At 44.5% G+C, this 15,887-nt stretch carries 18 protein-coding genes; 15 read left to right on the top strand and 3 right to left on the bottom strand.

What is annotated here, in order from left to right; genetic code table 11:
* Window positions 1-27 precede the first annotated feature (27 nt).
* Window positions 28-411, top strand: a complete 384-nt coding sequence (locus FZC88_RS11375; protein WP_148995171.1) for an OsmC family protein — start codon at window positions 28-30, stop codon at window positions 409-411.
* Window positions 412-597: 186 nt separating this feature from the next.
* Here the strand turns inward: FZC88_RS11375 and FZC88_RS11370 are convergent, their stop codons facing one another.
* Window positions 598-1,017 (bottom strand): pyridoxamine 5'-phosphate oxidase family protein, encoded by a 420-nt coding sequence (locus tag FZC88_RS11370; RefSeq protein WP_148994947.1) that lies wholly within the window; start codon window positions 1,015-1,017, stop codon window positions 598-600.
* Between the two features lie 90 nt (window positions 1,018-1,107).
* On the opposite strand from FZC88_RS11370, the gene cax reads away from it, so the two are divergent.
* The 5 genes from cax (at window position 1,108) to FZC88_RS24005 (ending at window position 5,847) form a co-directional block, all read left to right on the top strand.
* Entirely contained in the window at window positions 1,108-2,163 is a 1,056-nt protein-coding gene (cax, locus tag FZC88_RS11365) for a calcium/proton exchanger (protein WP_148994946.1), read from the top strand.
* 130 nt (window positions 2,164-2,293) lie between these two features.
* Window positions 2,294-4,249, top strand: coding sequence for a hypothetical protein (locus tag FZC88_RS11360; protein ID WP_148994945.1), 1,956 nt, complete (start codon window positions 2,294-2,296; stop codon window positions 4,247-4,249).
* 237 nt (window positions 4,250-4,486) lie between these two features.
* Entirely contained in the window at window positions 4,487-5,329 is an 843-nt protein-coding gene (locus tag FZC88_RS11355) for a YfkD famly protein (RefSeq protein WP_148994944.1), read from the top strand.
* A gap of 104 nt (window positions 5,330-5,433) precedes the next feature.
* Window positions 5,434-5,616, top strand: coding sequence for a hypothetical protein (locus FZC88_RS11350; RefSeq protein WP_148994943.1), 183 nt, complete (start codon window positions 5,434-5,436; stop codon window positions 5,614-5,616).
* Between the two features lie 78 nt (window positions 5,617-5,694).
* The gene (locus FZC88_RS24005; RefSeq protein WP_187443591.1) at window positions 5,695-5,847 is read left to right on the top strand and encodes a hypothetical protein; all 153 of its coding nucleotides are present in this window, start codon (window positions 5,695-5,697) and stop codon (window positions 5,845-5,847) included.
* 78 nt (window positions 5,848-5,925) lie between these two features.
* On the opposite strand, the gene yfkAB is transcribed toward FZC88_RS24005, so the two are convergent.
* A complete protein-coding gene (gene yfkAB, locus FZC88_RS11345; protein WP_148994942.1) occupies window positions 5,926-7,053 on the bottom strand; it encodes a radical SAM/CxCxxxxC motif protein YfkAB in 1,128 nt (375 codons plus the stop codon).
* Between the two features lie 114 nt (window positions 7,054-7,167).
* On the opposite strand from yfkAB, the gene FZC88_RS11340 reads away from it, so the two are divergent.
* From FZC88_RS11340 to pdaA, 6 genes are all read left to right on the top strand, one after another.
* Window positions 7,168-7,350 (top strand): SE1561 family protein, encoded by a 183-nt coding sequence (locus tag FZC88_RS11340; protein ID WP_034761313.1) that lies wholly within the window; start codon window positions 7,168-7,170, stop codon window positions 7,348-7,350.
* A 360-nt stretch (window positions 7,351-7,710) separates the two neighbouring features.
* On the top strand, window positions 7,711-8,157 hold the full coding sequence (locus tag FZC88_RS11335; protein ID WP_148994941.1) for a GNAT family N-acetyltransferase: 447 nt from the start codon (window positions 7,711-7,713) through the stop codon (window positions 8,155-8,157).
* 84 nt (window positions 8,158-8,241) lie between these two features.
* Window positions 8,242-9,798, top strand: coding sequence for a fumarate hydratase (locus tag FZC88_RS11330; protein WP_148994940.1), 1,557 nt, complete (start codon window positions 8,242-8,244; stop codon window positions 9,796-9,798).
* Window positions 9,799-9,919: 121 nt separating this feature from the next.
* Window positions 9,920-10,486: a DUF4825 domain-containing protein gene (locus FZC88_RS11325; RefSeq protein ID WP_187443590.1), complete on the top strand. Its 567-nt coding sequence runs from the start codon at window positions 9,920-9,922 to the stop codon at window positions 10,484-10,486.
* A 307-nt stretch (window positions 10,487-10,793) separates the two neighbouring features.
* Window positions 10,794-11,582 carry a DUF2935 domain-containing protein gene (locus tag FZC88_RS11320; protein WP_148994938.1) on the top strand — a complete coding sequence of 263 codons (789 nt, stop codon included), beginning with the start codon at window positions 10,794-10,796 and terminating at the stop codon, window positions 11,580-11,582.
* A gap of 107 nt (window positions 11,583-11,689) precedes the next feature.
* Window positions 11,690-12,466, top strand: a complete 777-nt coding sequence (gene pdaA / locus FZC88_RS11315; protein ID WP_148994937.1) for a delta-lactam-biosynthetic de-N-acetylase — start codon at window positions 11,690-11,692, stop codon at window positions 12,464-12,466.
* A 60-nt stretch (window positions 12,467-12,526) separates the two neighbouring features.
* On the opposite strand, the gene FZC88_RS11310 is transcribed toward pdaA, so the two are convergent.
* Window positions 12,527-12,973 carry a DUF4362 domain-containing protein gene (locus FZC88_RS11310; protein ID WP_187443589.1) on the bottom strand — a complete coding sequence of 149 codons (447 nt, stop codon included), beginning with the start codon at window positions 12,971-12,973 and terminating at the stop codon, window positions 12,527-12,529.
* Window positions 12,974-13,151: 178 nt separating this feature from the next.
* Between FZC88_RS11310 and FZC88_RS11305 the strand changes: the two genes are divergently transcribed.
* The 3 genes from FZC88_RS11305 to FZC88_RS11295 are packed head-to-tail and all read left to right on the top strand — an operon-like array spanning window position 13,152 to window position 15,779.
* Complete coding sequence (locus FZC88_RS11305; protein ID WP_397541183.1) at window positions 13,152-14,015, top strand: DNA-3-methyladenine glycosylase family protein; 864 nt, start codon at window positions 13,152-13,154, stop codon at window positions 14,013-14,015.
* 15 nt (window positions 14,016-14,030) lie between these two features.
* Window positions 14,031-15,428: a 23S rRNA (uracil(1939)-C(5))-methyltransferase RlmD gene (rlmD, locus tag FZC88_RS11300; RefSeq protein ID WP_148994935.1), complete on the top strand. Its 1,398-nt coding sequence runs from the start codon at window positions 14,031-14,033 to the stop codon at window positions 15,426-15,428.
* A gap of 57 nt (window positions 15,429-15,485) precedes the next feature.
* Window positions 15,486-15,779, top strand: a complete 294-nt coding sequence (locus FZC88_RS11295) for a hypothetical protein (protein WP_148994934.1) — start codon at window positions 15,486-15,488, stop codon at window positions 15,777-15,779.
* The last annotated feature ends 108 nt before the right edge of the window (window positions 15,780-15,887 follow it).

Below are 15,887 nucleotides of genomic sequence, written 5' to 3'. Positions count from 1 at the left end.
ACATAATAAGGAAGGAATGAAGTGAAAATGGAATTTAACATGCAAGAAGGCGGATTTTTCACAGATTTAGGGTTTGGGAAGCTGGAGGTTTCGGGTAACGAAGAGTATGGATTTCGTCCGTTCCAATTATTGGTATCTTCAGTGGCAGTCTGCAGCGGGGGAGTGCTTCGAAAAGTCCTGGAGAAAATGCGCATCGAATTTGACGACATACATATCAAAGCCGACGTAACCCGCAATGAAGCCGAAGCAAACAGAGTCGAAGCCATCTTCCTTCACTTCACCATAAGAGGGACGGACCTCGACGAAAACAAAATCGAAAAAGCCATGAAGCTCACCCGCAAAAACTGCTCCATGGTCCAATCCGTACAGGACAGCATCAAAATCGAAGAAACGTTTGAGTTAGTGCAGTAAAGCGATGAGAAGCGATGAGGGACGGACCTTCAAGGAGTATAAGACCTATTGTATCAAGGATTATAACTAGATGAAGGTCCGTCCTTCAGTGCAGTAAAGTGTTGAGGGACGGACCTCCAAAACAGCATAAGCCCCATTGTATCAAGGCTCTAGCCAGATGAAGGTCCGTCCCTCATTAGGTGTCCTCTATAGACTTAGTTCCTGGGGTTCTTTGCCTGTTTTTTCGTAGTAGAGGATGGTTTTGGGTGTGAGTTTGAGGAGCATGTATTCCGGGTCATCTGGGCTTGCGATCCAGGATTTGAGTTGTTCGTTCCAGAATTTTTCTTTCAGCTCTTTGGATTCTTCCACAGTTGCCTCTGCTTCGATTTCTACATAGTGCTCATGATCGGAATCGCGGTCATGGCCGAGAAGAATATGAACATGAGGGTTCTGTGCGATGTCTTCCGCTTTGTGAGCATGCTCATTGGTTGCAGTGTAGAGAGTAAGGTCTTCATGGTAGAACATCATAAAGCGTGAATACGGTTTGTTATCACGAATGGTGGCAAGGGTGCCGGTTTTGTGGTTGGAAAACAGCTCAACGATTTTGTCTTTTAAGTTTTGTGCCATGTGTTGTACCTCCTAAGTGGGTTCTATCTATAATGTGTCTAATCTCCCTTGATTTAAACAAATTTTCTTTTAGAAAGAAGGATCTTACACATGAATAAAGTATTCGCACTGCTTGTATTTGCAGGTGTTCCGATCTCAGTCATCGGCTCACTGCTTCATTGGCCGAGTGTCATCATGTTCGTGATTTACTGTGTGACGATCATTGCCCTCGCTGCCTTTATGGGAAGGTCGACGGAAAGCTTGGCCGTTGTGTCAGGACCCCGAATCGGCGGATTATTGAATGCTACCTTTGGAAATGCGGTCGAACTCATTATTTCTATTTTTGCGTTAAAAGCTGGTTTGATCGGCGTCGTCCTGGCGTCCTTAACGGGTTCCGTGCTTGGAAATCTGCTTCTCGTTGCCGGGTTATCCTTTTTTGTAGGGGGAATCAAATTCAAGCGTCAGAAATTCAACGTGTTTGATGCCCGTCACAACTCGGGGCTGCTTATGTTTGCCATTATCGTTGCTTTCGTGATCCCGGAAGTATTCGCCCAGGATATGAACGAAGCTAAGACCATGTCTTTATCCATCGGTGTTTCAGTCATCTTGATTGCTCTTTATTTATTTGCCTTATTCTTTAAATTAGTCACTCACCGAGGGGTGTATCAGCATGAAGGCGAAGAGGGTGGGCACGCTCATGAAGAGCCGGAGTGGAGTAAGGGGAAAGCGTTGCTGATCCTTGCCGCTTCCACTGCTGCCGTTGCCTATGTATCTGAACGCCTTGTTCATACGTTTGAAGAAGTGGGGAACACATTCGGCTGGAGCGAGCTCTTCATCGGGGTCATCATCGTAGCCATCGTCGGAAATGCTGCTGAACACGCGTCGGCAATCATTATGGCTTATAAAAATAAGATGGATATCGCTGTGGAGATTGCAGTCGGGTCTACCTTGCAGATCGCGATGTTTGTAGCGCCGGTCCTTGTATTGATTTCACTGTTTTTTGAAACGAGCATGCCACTGGTGTTTACATTACCAGAACTGGTGGCCATGGTTTCAGCAGTACTTGTCACCATCGTCATCTCCAATGACGGGGAGACGAACTGGTTTGAGGGACTGACGCTCCTAGCAGCTTATTTCATTATGGGAATCGGTTTTTACTTACTTTAAAAAAAAGCCCCGGCAGTCATCTGTCGGGGCTTTTGCATGAAATCATTCGTCAGATGATGAAATTCGTGAGAACAGCCTACTCAACCCTGAATAAGATAACAGGAGAGTTTTGTGTAAAGGAATGAGTATAGTGAGAAAAAAGAAAAAACCATCCTTAGTAAAGTTCATTGATTGTAATATCGATTTGCCTCCCAGAGGATGTCCAGGGATTTTCCCTTTTGAAGGATGCACGAATCCAACTATACAATTAGATGCAATTGGCACGATCAGCTGTGAAGGCATCATCAGTGGTAGAGTGCTATGTGATTATCAACCCCTCCAAGGTGTCACGGTTAATCTGTCGTCATCATTCCCGGGACTGGTCTTTGATAACCCGAATCCTGCCACGGACAGCACCGGGCGGTTTTCAACGAGAGTGACCGTGGCTCCGGGCACTTCGATCATACCAAACGTCATCGTGACTGCAACGGCGGTGGTCATCGGGAAAACCATCAGGGATTCGATATCAGTAAGAGTGGACTGTATTAGATGTAAAAACCCTGAACTTACGCTGGATCCGATCAAGGAGCCTGTCGGGTGCAAGGGGGCAAAACTTTCTGGACGACTCATTTGCGATGGAAGGGCAATAGGGAGTGCTGCCATTTCATTTATCATTGAATCACAATCCAAGCGTATCGTTATCACTCCAAATCCTGCGATTACTCAGGGGGACGGGAAATTTACGGCAACCCTTGTCCTTTTTCCAGATGTGAATGAGACCATTACGATCACAGCAACAACGAAAATCGGCGGTAAAAGGGTTACCTCAGAAACAAGGGAAGTGAAGGTTCGCTGCGTCAAATGTAAGAAACCGGACATAAAGCTAAATAAATTCAAAAAAATCGATTGTCGTGCCGTTGTGGTTGGGAAAGTTACCTGTGATGGCGTACCACAGGCGAATATCCCGGTAACACTAACCGGCTCCCCGATTCTGAAGTTTAAGCCGGCTGTCCCAGTGACCAATGAGAAAGGAGAATTTTCTTCGGTCGTCAAGGTGAAAAATGGAACTAAGTTTCAGTCTGCTTTCTATAAAGCGGAAGCAGTGGTGGGTGGGAAAAAAGTGGAGGACACTGACCAAGTCATTGGAGGCTGTGACAGGTGTGATAAGCCTAAACTGACTCTCGAAGTGCCGTGTGAGGTCATCCCTTGTAAAGGCACTAAATTGACCGGAAAATTAACATGTGACGGAACCCCTATCCGAAATACTGCGATCAAGATTGTGATTATTGATTCATCACCAGGTGCTGTGGAAGTGAAACCCAATCCTGCCCTGACCAATGAGCAAGGTGAATATGAAACAATGATCACTCCAATCTTGGGAAAATCTGAAGACATATCCATTCAGGCGACGACCACTTTAGGTGACACGGTGATCAAGTCGATGATCAAAACGGTCAAAATTCATTGTGAATGCAAAGATCCGACTATTGAACTGGATCATCTAAAAGTAATAGACTGCTGTGGAAAGGTGAGCGGTAAAGTTAGATGTGACAAGGAACCGTTGGATAATGTGAAAGTGAGATTGTCCAGTCCTGTTTTACGGTTTGAACCAGATGTTGTGTCTACAGATGAACATGGTAGGTTTACCAGTGACGTCAAAGTGCCTCCGAACACTCCATTCAAAGACGTTATGTATTCGGCAAGTGCCGTGATAGAGGATAAGGAAATTGAAGAAAAAACATTTGTTTATGCGGGCTGCCAGGAGTGCAGTGAAGTCAAACTGACGTTTCATGTGCCGCCGTATATAGGTTGCAAAGGTGGCCGCCTCACTGGAAGAGTACTGTGTGATTCCAGGCCGCTTGAAGATATCAAGGTTCACTTTGAAGTGAAAGAAAAGCCCTTTAAGGGTGCTATACTACCCAACCCAGCTATCACAGACGAGAAAGGAAACTATCTGGCCAAAATCATTCCTGAATACGGAATGCATGATCGTATTTCAATCCAAGCCTTTGTCGTCATTGATGGCAAGAAGGTTTCCACCAAACCATATGAAGTACACATCAAATGTGTCTGTCCACCTGAAGAATGTTCCTGTCAGTATGATTAAAAAAGCAGCGGAGTTCAATCATGAACTCCGCTGCTTTTTTTAGGGAATGTAGGAATGATTGAAAACAGGCCAGTTTGCTTTGTAGGTAGAAGCCTGACTGTTTTCTTATAAATAATAGTATAAAATAATATTTGAATTTTGTAAATATTCTTTCAAATAAAGTTTTTGGGATAAGCTTTTCCAACTAGGAAAAACTAACCGCAAACCCTTAAGTTAAGTTTGAAAGGAGTCAATTTCATGAAAATCATGCGCACTGTTCTTATGTTCATACTCGCATTTTTCGTTGCAACAACGGGTATTCACGCTGAAAATAATCCTAAAAAAGAAAACAAGGAAGCGACGGAGAAAGCTCCGAAACCACCTGAAGATACCAGCGTAAAGATCCCAAACTCAGTATTGAACATCGCAAAGGAAAATACGTATCCCAACTCAACCCAGGATCAACCGTATCTCCAACCTAGTGAGTGGTCCCAGGAATTGATCGAAACATCGAATGTGAAAATAGAAAACCCGAACCTGATCCGTATGCTGAATGAATCCACCATGAATAAAGCACCAACGATTGGATTACGGGCAACGATCTATTTAGGGGAATGGCCTTTAAACTATGCTTCAACCGAGACATCCCCCAACTGGGAGTATCAAAAGGTCAACACGAATTACTTCGATAACCGCGGCGGAAAATCAAACTACCAAATTCATTACGTCCAGGAAGCACAAAAAGTAGTAAAGGGCGGATTGACAGCTAAAGTACCACACGCAGATGATGTAGAAAAAATGATGCTCATCAAAGCAATGGATAAATCCAAACTGCCACTTGCATTCCAAACAATTGTAGGAGCAGGGACGAAGAAGGATCAGGTGTACAATATTTCACCCAAACGTCTTGGCTACCTCTATGCCTACGCACCAGCGATTAACGAAAAAGGAAAAGTAACCTACGGTGAAGTGTTCCTTGTGATGAAAGGAACAAAACGCTCCGTCGTCGTGAAAAATGTTACATCCCAAGGAGTCGGGGCCTGGATTCCAGTTCAGGATCACGTCCACTTCGGCTTCATGGCAAGCGAAACACCAAGATAAATGTTTAAAGATGAGTGAAATGGGGTAAAACTTATTTCACTCTTTTATTATTTTCTTTGATATGTTATAATAATTAGAATATTCAGAATTGAAGGAGGGATATCATGGAGTATTTACTTATTTTTGGAGGCCTGCTAGTGGCGTTCATCACATTAAGAGTATGGTTCGGAGCGAGAAGAGCAAAGATCTATTCTGAGATAAAAAAACAAAAATACAATGTAATGGATCCAGCCATGGAAAAAATAGCTCAACCTCTCAAAAAAAATGACCGCGGCCCAATCGGATAAGAAGCACACCGGATGAATGTCCGTTGTGTTTCTTTTTTTGTTTGGAGAGGGACGGACCTTGAGCTGGGAGTGTTTTGAATGTGTATTTGGTCTACGAGGCCGCGTGCTGTTCACAATTTTGCGCAACAAACCTGGAAAGTGGCACAAGTTTGGGCGGAAGTGGCGTATCAAACAGCCAAAGTGGCACGACAAACCCGAAAACTGGCACAAAAAGGCAGGCCTGAAAGTTAGTTAATAATAGAAAATCAGATCCCAAATTTCCATGAAAAAAGCCCAAATCCATAATAGATTTGAGCCTTCACACTATTTTCATCGGGAAATCTTCGCTTCACGCTTCGAAAAGTCCACATCTCCATAATACATTGATTTCACGAGCACGTTCGGTCCTAGGCAGCGAGCCACCCGACAATGGCAATTCAACTCTTTAGCAAGAGGTTGTTGTTTCCACTTTTCAAATATGGCAGGAAGGGTATCCTTTGCTATATTTCCAAGTGGTGGCGTGTCGCCGAAGTCAGTGACGATGACATCACCGGTGAAAATGTTGACGTTCAGACGGGAACGGCCGTCAGGGTCATTGCGGACGCTGACATTTTTAGCGGCATAAAGTTCCTTCAGAAAATCCAAGTCTTCCTGTGAAGAGCTGCATGGATAGAATGGAAGTGTTCCAAATAGCATCCATACGTTTTCATCACGGAAGGAAAGAATATTTCTGATTGCTTCCCTTGTTTCTTCTAATGAAAGAGTTTCAAGGCTTGAGGCGAAATCCGACGGGTACATCGGGTGAATTTCGTGACGGCCACACATCATTTCATCGACAACCTGGCGGTGGATTTTTTCCAGGTAAGGCAGGGTATTTTTATTTAACATCGTTTCTGCCGAGACAAGGACTCCGCGTTTTGAGAGAGCACGGCTGTTTTCAATCATGCGGTCAAATAGCTTCTGGCGCTGTTCCCTCGTTGGCTTTCGTTCCATATTGGCAAAGCCGACATCGATGAACTCATCGATCGTTCCCCAGTTGTGCGAGATGTGCAGGACATCCAAGTAAGGGGCAATTAATAAGTATCGGTCAAGATCCAGGGTCAGATTTGAGTTGATTTGGGTATGTACGCCTCTGGAATGTGCATACTTGAGTAAGGGCAAGACATAATTTTCAACGGATTTCTTTGACATCATCGGCTCTCCGCCGGTAATACTAAGGGAACGAAGTGTTTTGATTTCGTCGAGCTTCTGTAGAATCAATTCAATGGGAAGGGCGCTTGGATCCTTCGGAGATAACGTATAACCGACGGCACAGTGCTCGCATCTCATGTTACAGAGCGTTGTGGTGGTGAATTCTATATTGGAAAGCGTGATATCACCATGCTCATCCACATCTAAATAAGCCTCCCAAGGATCATGGTCAATCGACATTTTCTTGGAGAGAGTATCAGTTTTCATTATATAAGCTCCTTTATTAATAAGTCACCTATTCATTATTGAGAAACGCCCAGCCCTTGTCAATCCGAAAGTTATTGGTTACCATAGTAAACGTATTGAAAGGAGAGAGAACTCTTGGGTAAAGCTATCAACGATAAAGACTCACAAGTGAGCTATTTAAAACAACGCCTGAACCTGTTCGTCGACGTTCTGGACTCAATCGATCCCGAACAAGCTGACATTGACGATATCGATCGCCTGATCGCCATGATCGATGATATAGAAGTAAAATGCGAGCAATTTAAGAAGAGTGAGTAAGAGTCCTTGATGGGGCTCTTATTTTTTTTGAGGGACGGACCTTTGATTGGGGGTGGTTTGCGATGGTGAATAGCGATGGTGATTGTGATGGTTTGCGAAATTTGTTGGATTTTGTAGAACGGTCGATATTTGGATGATTTCGGTTGATAAATCTGAATAACGGTCGATAAAAAGAAATAGCGGTCGATAAATTTAAATAACGGTCGATAAAAATTCATAACGGTCTACAATTTTTATATCCGCCCCATAAACCCCACGCTTCATCCTATGCAGAATGGTAGACAAGAATACCAAGCAGGATTTTCCCGCTAAAACGTCAAACTTTAATAAAAACATCTATTAAAGGAGCGATCCATCCCCATGATCATCACACCAATCGAAAAACACCAGTGCGAGCAGGCAAAAAACGTGGTCCTGTCAGGTTTCCTCGAACGATTCGGATTCATCGATCACACCCTGAATCCCGATATTCATGACATATCCGTAGAGTATGACGGCACGGAGCATCATTTTTTTGTAGGAAAAGAGGGTGACGACATCATCTGCACAGGAGCGATTCGAAAAGAATCAGACGACACGTATCAGATTGTGAGAATGTCAGTCCGATCCCCATACAGGAAATGTGGTCTCGGCCGTATCTTGCTCAGATTCCTGGAAGAAAAAGCATACTCCCTTGGGGCTCGGCACCTCATCCTCGAAACCAACAATCAGTGGTCGGACGCTATCCGGTTTTACCAAAACAACGGGTACATCTATAAGGAAGAAGACGAGGTTTCATGTTATTTCGAGAAGGAAATTCCATTGTGAAATCCCTTTCAATCTCATTCTTATAGGAGTATAATGATGTATGAAAATTAAGACTGTTTTTGAGATCTTTAGAGGGGGAGAACGATGAATAAAGAGACATTACAGCAAAGTATGTACGATTTGATTGTGGAAACATCCACGAACCTGCCAAAGGATGTCAGGCGTGCGATCCGCTCGGCGAAAGCCCGTGAAAACGCCGGCACACGTTCGGCGATGAGCCTGGACACGATTTCAAATAATGTAAAGATGGCGGATGACAATGTATCACCGATTTGTCAGGATACAGGACTTCCGACTTTTAAAATAAAAACACCGGTCGGCGTGAATCAGCTTGAAATCAAAGAAGCGATTTATGCTGCGATGGTACAGGCGACGAAGGACGGAAAGCTTCGTCCAAACTCAGTTGATTCATTGACTGGTGCAAACTCAGGAGACAATCTTGGCTTAGGGACACCGGTCATCAAGTTCGAGCAGTGGGAGAAGGATTATATCGATGCCCGCCTGATCTTAAAAGGTGGAGGTTGTGAAAATAAAAACATCCAGTACAGCCTTCCGTGTGAGCTTGAAGGACTGGGCCGTGCCGGACGTGACCTGGATGGGATCCGTAAATGCGTGATGCATTCGGTGTATCAGGCACAAGGACAAGGCTGCAGTGCCGGTTTCATCGGCGTTGGAATCGGGGGAGACCGTTCTTCAGGCTATGACCTGGCCAAAGAACAATTATTCCGCTCCGTGGATGATGTGAATGCGAATGAAGATCTTCGGAAGTTAGAAGAGTACGTAATGGACCATGCGAATGAGCTTGGGATCGGCACGATGGGATTCGGCGGTGAAACGACACTGCTTGGCTGTAAAGTCGGCGTCATGAATCGTATCCCTGCAAGCTTCTTCGTATCCGTTGCCTATAATTGTTGGGCATTCCGTCGTTTAGGCGTGAAGCTTGATGTTGAATCAGGCGGTATCGACGAATGGTTCTATCAGGAAGGCGAGAAGATCGACCTTACTCAAGGGTCACAGGCTGAGCTTGAAACGGCAGCGGCTTCATCCGGAGAACAGCCAAACGTTGTGGTACTCCGAGCTCCAATCACGGAAGAAAAAATCCGTGAGCTGAAAGTGGGAGATGTGGTTCAAATCAACGGGCGCATGTACACCGGCCGTGACGCGATCCACAAGCATCTGAGTGAGAATGATGCACCGGTGGATCTTGACGGTCAAATCATCTATCACTGTGGTCCGGTCATGCTTAAGGACGATGAGGGCAACTGGCACGTGAAAGCGGCTGGTCCGACAACATCGATTCGTGAAGAGCCTTATCAAGGGGACATCATGAAGCGGTTCGGTATCCGTGCTGTCATCGGGAAAGGCGGAATGGGTCCTAAAACCCTTGCAGCCTTGAAAGATCATGGCGGAGTGTATCTGAATGCCATCGGTGGAGCGGCACAGTACTACGCAGATTGCATCAAAGGCGTAGACGGAGTGGATCTGATGCAGTTCGGTATTCCTGAAGCGATGTGGCACCTGAATGTGGAAGGCTTTACAGCGGTTGTAACGATGGATTCACATGGAAACAGCCTTCATGAAGAAGTGGATAAATCGTCATTGGAAAAATTAGCTCAGTTTAAAGAGCCTGTTTTTAAATAAAGGAATAGGGACCACCTCGTTATGATACGGGGTGGTTTTTCTATTGGGTATTTATGTTAAAATATGAAACCATAAACACATGTTTTTCGTATTACATACAAACAGGAGCTGGAGGGCTATGATGATTTTCAATAAATTAGTGAGCATGTTGTTTCTTTCCTTGATGGTGTTCTTAACTGGGTGTGCAAGTAATAGTGAAAAATCGAATATTACTTCAATTGAAGATGTAAACGTTGATATGTTAAAAGAAAACAGCGGAACCTATGTAGGGGATAACTCCAAGGTCAGTGCGATCCTTCAGGAATTACCTGGTGGAGAAACCATTCAGGAAATCGATCTTTCTGGGGAAATGGTGAAGGTGATCTATGGCAATAAAGAAGGGAGCCTTCCTGAAAGTGACGTGGATGAGTTTTGGTTTGACGGTAATCATGCCGACCGGAAGAACTTTTATTACAACGCCATCTACCTGACCCTTCTCGTTCCGAATGCCCAGGAATATCATTTCCAGGTAGACGAATCCATGGTATCCGTTTCAAGGGACAAAATGGTCAAGAACCTCCAGGATGAATTTGAAGCATTCCCAACAGGTAAGGCCATTTGGGATAAAAAAACCGTATCTGAATTTATCGATGAACATAACGGGAAACTAACCGAAATGGCTACGAAGTATCAGACTTTTTTTGAGTGAGGGACGGACCTTATCTCGAAACGTGTTTCTCTTCGATGGAAGATGAAATATCAGGGTGACCTGAGACATATGCCTGGATAAAAACCCAATTTTTTGTAGGACCTTTATTGTAATGCATGCAATTTATATAATCATCTAAACTTCATTCTACTGTCAGTCCCTCTCGAAGATTCCTTTTGTACCAATAGGAGGAATCTTTTTGCTTTTTCCATTCGAACTACGTGAATTTAACATATTTAAAGTATTATCTTAAATACATCTACATAAGTATGAGGGGGGAAGAGTGAGAGTAGAGGGGGAAGAATATATGACAAATCCGATCGTTGCACGATCTTTAGATGAGATTCAATTCTGGTCGAGAATTATGAAGGAGCATGCTCTATTTCTGAGCTTGGGATTCACGTATGATCAGAAGCAATTAATTGAAGAAGCACAGCAGTTCATTACGGTTTTCGAAAGAATCGAGGAGAAGCTGAATAAATACTCCATCAACACGGATGTGCGACAAATTCAAGCATTTAACAGCGAAGTTTATCAAGCGGCAGCTGCGATTTGGAACTATAAGCGGAAAATACTAGGTTTGACATTGCGATGTGAAATCCGTTCTAATAATTATCCATTGTTAGTGGATCATATTAGCAGGGAGGCAGCATTCTTTGCCAAACGTCTGCAGGAATTGAATGAGGGGAAACTTGTACCAGAACAGGATTCCGTAATCCAGGAAAATGTATTCTTTCTGAAAATCATGGCCGATCACGCAAAGTTTATCGGACATCTATTGGATCCTTCCGAACGGAAATTAGTCGAGCAGGCGAGAGAGTTCAGCCAGGATTTCGATCAACTGGTTTTTCAAGCGATTGATTTAGACTCCATGCGTCCACAATCAGAAACAAAGCCGATGTTGAATCAATTTCTGAATCAAAATAAGGTTTCAGTTAAGTCATTACGTGATTTCAAGAAAACCGCAAGAGAACTAATTGAAGAATGCAGGATCAAAAGTAATATCCATCCACTTTTGGCTGATCACACATTTAGAGAAGCAGAACGATTCCTGGAAATCATCGATCTTTTTGAAGCGAGTTTGCAATCGAAATAAAGGTTGGGGTATGATAACCGTTTTAACTATTGGATACTTTTAGTACACATGAATCCTTCCCGTTCTCAAAAACTAAAGGAAACGGAATGTGAAAGAAGGGTTCAATTTTGCGGAAATCACTAAAAGTGTTGATAATAGCGTCAATCTTAGTATTGCTCATCCCGGCACAAGCCTATGCAGCTTCGAATAACCCGATTGGCTGGGGATTTAAAAAAAGTCAGAATGAAGTCCCTGCAGAAGCAGGAGCACAGCATGATCGGCTGCTTGAGAAATATGACGCCTTTTACAAGGGGTCACCGGATAAAAAAGTTCTGTATCTAACCTTTGATAATGGGTATGAAAATGGCTACACAGGGCAAATCCTTGATGTGTTGAAACAGGAAAAAGTGCCAGCCACCTTCTTCGTGACAGGTCACTACTTACTAAGCGCTGAAGACCTGGTCAAGCGAATGGTGAAAGAAGGGCACATCGTAGGGAACCATTCCTGGCATCACCCGGACTTCACGGCAAGCTCCGATCAGAAAATCAGGGAAGAGCTGGAGAAAGTAAAAGTGAAAACGAAAGAACTAACCGGTCAGAAAGAAATGAAATACCTGCGTCCCCCAAGAGGCGTATTCTCTGAACGTACACTTCAAATCGCGAAAGAAGAAGGCTACACCCACGTCTTTTGGTCAGTCGCCTTCATCGATTGGAAAACCGATCAGCAAAGAGGCTGGCAATACTCGTACGACAATATCATGGCCCAAGTCCATCCAGGCGCGATCATCCTTCTGCACTCTGTCTCCAAAGACAACGCAGACGCCATGGAAAAAGCCATAAAAGACCTAAAGAGAAGAGGCTACACCTTCAAAAGCCTTGATGAACATCCAATGATGAGAAAATAGAGGGACGGACCTTCATTCCTAGGACCTGGTCCTAGGAATTGAGGTCCGTCCCTGAATTCATTAGTACCAAAGCACATTCTCATCTGCATCCTTCCGGTCACAATCGGCCAGCTTGTATATATTGTCCGCCATTTTCCTTTTTTGTATATACTCTATATTCTCGCAGGACATTTCTACAATCTCACCACTACCAAACGTATCCCGACGTGAGTCCCGAACGGAATGAAGTACATTCCCGTCATAATCGAGGTCATGTAAGATTGGATCACCTTCTTCCGTATAAGTAACAATCCGAATGCGATCCTCCACATCATCCCCGACATTCTTATAAAACTCTTCAAAACGCTCCATATTCTCTATATTCCCATGAGTATTCACTACATCTGTCTCTACAGGCTTATAAGCTCCCACCTGTTTTCCCACTTCAGTCTCCATCTGATCCTCAGGCTCTTCACAGCCACCAACACAGAATAAAAGGAACAAACCAGCCATTATAGATTTCCTCACCAACCAAATCATCCCTTTTAGAAATTCCTTGAGGTCCGTCCCTGAACTTTGGCTCCAATACTTTTAGAGGTCCGTCCCTCAGCTACTGTATCAGACGAACGACAACGTTGAAGTGTTACACCCACGGTATGCTATAATACACATACAAGTTTTGTGCGGAAGGATGAGGATGATGGTGATGAGGGATGTTAAGGTTGAAGGACCTTATAATTTTGACCGGGTACTGGAGAGGCTGGCGCTGGATCCGTTGAATGCAGTGGAACAGGAAAACCGAAGCGTGAAGGTTCCATATTATCTCCCGGATGGGAATGGGGAGGTCATCAAGGTTCAGGCGACAGGCACCACTGATCAGCCTGAATTCAGCATGACTTTTGAAAATGAAGATAACATTGAGCAAAAACTGAACCGGATTTCAGACATTTTCCAGTGGCACACCGGTCTTCGCGATATGCACGAGCACTTCCTGCAGACCGATCTGAAGCCCATTTTCGAGGAGCATATCGGGACGCCCATCATCCTTGAATTCGACCCGTTTGCGACGATTATCAAAAGCATTATCCATCAGCAGCTGAACCTGAAGTTTGCCTTCACCCTGACCCATCGTTTTGTCACGAAATATGGCTGGCAAAAAGACGGGGTCTGGTTCTATCCATCACCGGGAACAGTCGCCGGGCTTACTGTGGAAGAACTGCGGGAGCTGCAATTCAGCCAGCGGAAAGCGGAATATGCAATTGGCATCGGACAGAAGGTAGCAAGCGGAGAACTGGACCTGGACAAACTAGCCGAGCAGCCGGACGAAGAAGTCATCAAGGAACTTACCAAAATCCGCGGCATCGGCCCATGGACAGCTCAAAGCTTTCTGTTATTCGGATTGGGTCGGCCGAATCTCTTCCCGAAAGCGGATATCGGCATCCAAAATGCCATCAAGAAATTATTCCAAATGGATCAGAAACCGACCATGGACGAGCTGGACCAATTCAGCACATCCTGGCATCCTTATTTAAGCTATGCATCCTTGTATTTATGGAGAAGTATCGAATAGAACGGACGTGAACCAATGAAAAAGCAATACGAAAAAAAGCAGCACAATGAAGTGAAAATCGAGCTGAAACAACAGTTTCCTCTGACGATAAAAAAAATCGGCATTAACGGTGAAGGAGTCGGATTCTTTAAACGAAAGATCGTCTTCGTACCAGGAGCGCTGACAGGGGAAGAAGTGGTCGTGGAAGTGACCAAGGTCCACCCGAAATTCACCGAAGCCCGCATCAAAAAGATCCGGAAGAAGTCACCACAGCGCACCAAAGCTCCCTGCCCGGTCTACGAGCAGTGTGGAGGTTGTCAGCTTCAGCATCTCTCATATGAAGGACAGCTGGATGCAAAACGGGATATCCTGCTTCAATCCCTCGAGCGTCACACAAAGCTTAGATTGGAAGACCTGGACATCCGTCCGACGATTGGAATGGACAATCCATGGCACTATCGGAACAAAAGCCAATTCCAAGTGGGGATACACAACGGCAAGGCTATCGCTGGCCTATACAGCATGAACTCAAACAAGCTGATCGACATCGACGAATGTATCGTGCAGCACCCGCTTACGAATAAAGTAACAACGGAAATCAAACGCATCATCAATGATTTCAACATCCCTGTCTTTGATGATAAAAATAAAAAGCCGATCCTGAAAACGATCGTCACACGTGTCGGGTTTGAAACAGGGGAAGTTCAGGTCGTACTCGTAACGTCGGAGAAAAAAATCCCCCGCAAGGAATTGCTGATCAACGAGATCCAGAAACGACTTCCGGAAGTCGTCTCCATCGCCCAAAACATCAATCCGAAAAAAACGGCACTCGTATTTGGGGATGAAACAATCCATTTGTCCGGAAAAGAAAGCATCGAAGAACGCCTGGAAGAGTTCACATACGAATTATCCGCACGCGCGTTCTTCCAGCTCAACCCGATCCAGACGAGCAAGCTGTATAATGAAACGAAGAAAGCAGCTGCCCTCACAGGTGAAGAAAAAGTCGTCGATGCCTACTGTGGTGTCGGTACCATCGGATTATGGCTTGCTAAAGGAGCCAAAGAAATCCGCGGAATGGATGTCATCAAGGAAGGAATCGATGACGCGAAGAAGAATGCAAAGAAATTCGGAGTGAGTCATGCTGAATACTTCGTCGGAGGTGTCGAAACCCTCATGCCTAAGTGGAAGAACGAAGGCTGGCGTCCCGATGTCGTCGTGGTTGATCCCCCAAGAACCGGTTGCGACAACAAACTTCTTGATACGCTGAAAGAAGTAAAACCGAAGACATTTGTCTATGTCTCCTGCAACCCATCGACTTTGGCGAAGGATATCGATTACTTGAAGAAACAGTACAGGGTGGAATATTTGCAGCCGGTGGATATGTTCCCGCAGACCGCACATGTGGAGGTTGTGGCGAAGCTGGTTCTTAAATAAAAATTGTAGGAATCCTCTTTCTTAACAGCGACAATTTTAGAAGAAAGGAAGAGTTTAATGGGAAAGGTGAAGGTAAGGTATCTAAGATATGATGATATTCATGATAGACACTACTACTCAGATACAATTGGACGTAGATTAAATGATGGTTTTGTGATCACAGATATTGAATTCGGCTATGGGATTGAGAGGATCTTCGAAGAAAGAGATGGGTACTGCTTTGTTCGTGATGGCGATGACTTTACTCCTATTATTGTTGATATAGATAATGCAGGTGACATCGATTTCTCCCATGAAGCCGTAAAGAAATTTTTTGAGTATTTGATTGAAACCACACTACAAAGCAAGTAATAGGGCATTCCTCAGTCGTTGAGGGATGCCCATTTTTCATAATACCGGCACATCCTCCAAGCAGATGTCTGGTCAATAAACCTGTTTATCTATTAAGATGTCCCTTGA

The sequence above is a fragment of the Rossellomorea aquimaris genome (assembly GCF_008180865.1).
GTDB classification, from domain to species: Bacteria; Bacillota; Bacilli; order Bacillales; family Bacillaceae_B; genus Rossellomorea; species Rossellomorea yichunensis.
The sequence above is the reverse complement of the archived record's forward strand: the minus strand, read 5'-3'. Positions and strand labels throughout refer to the sequence as shown.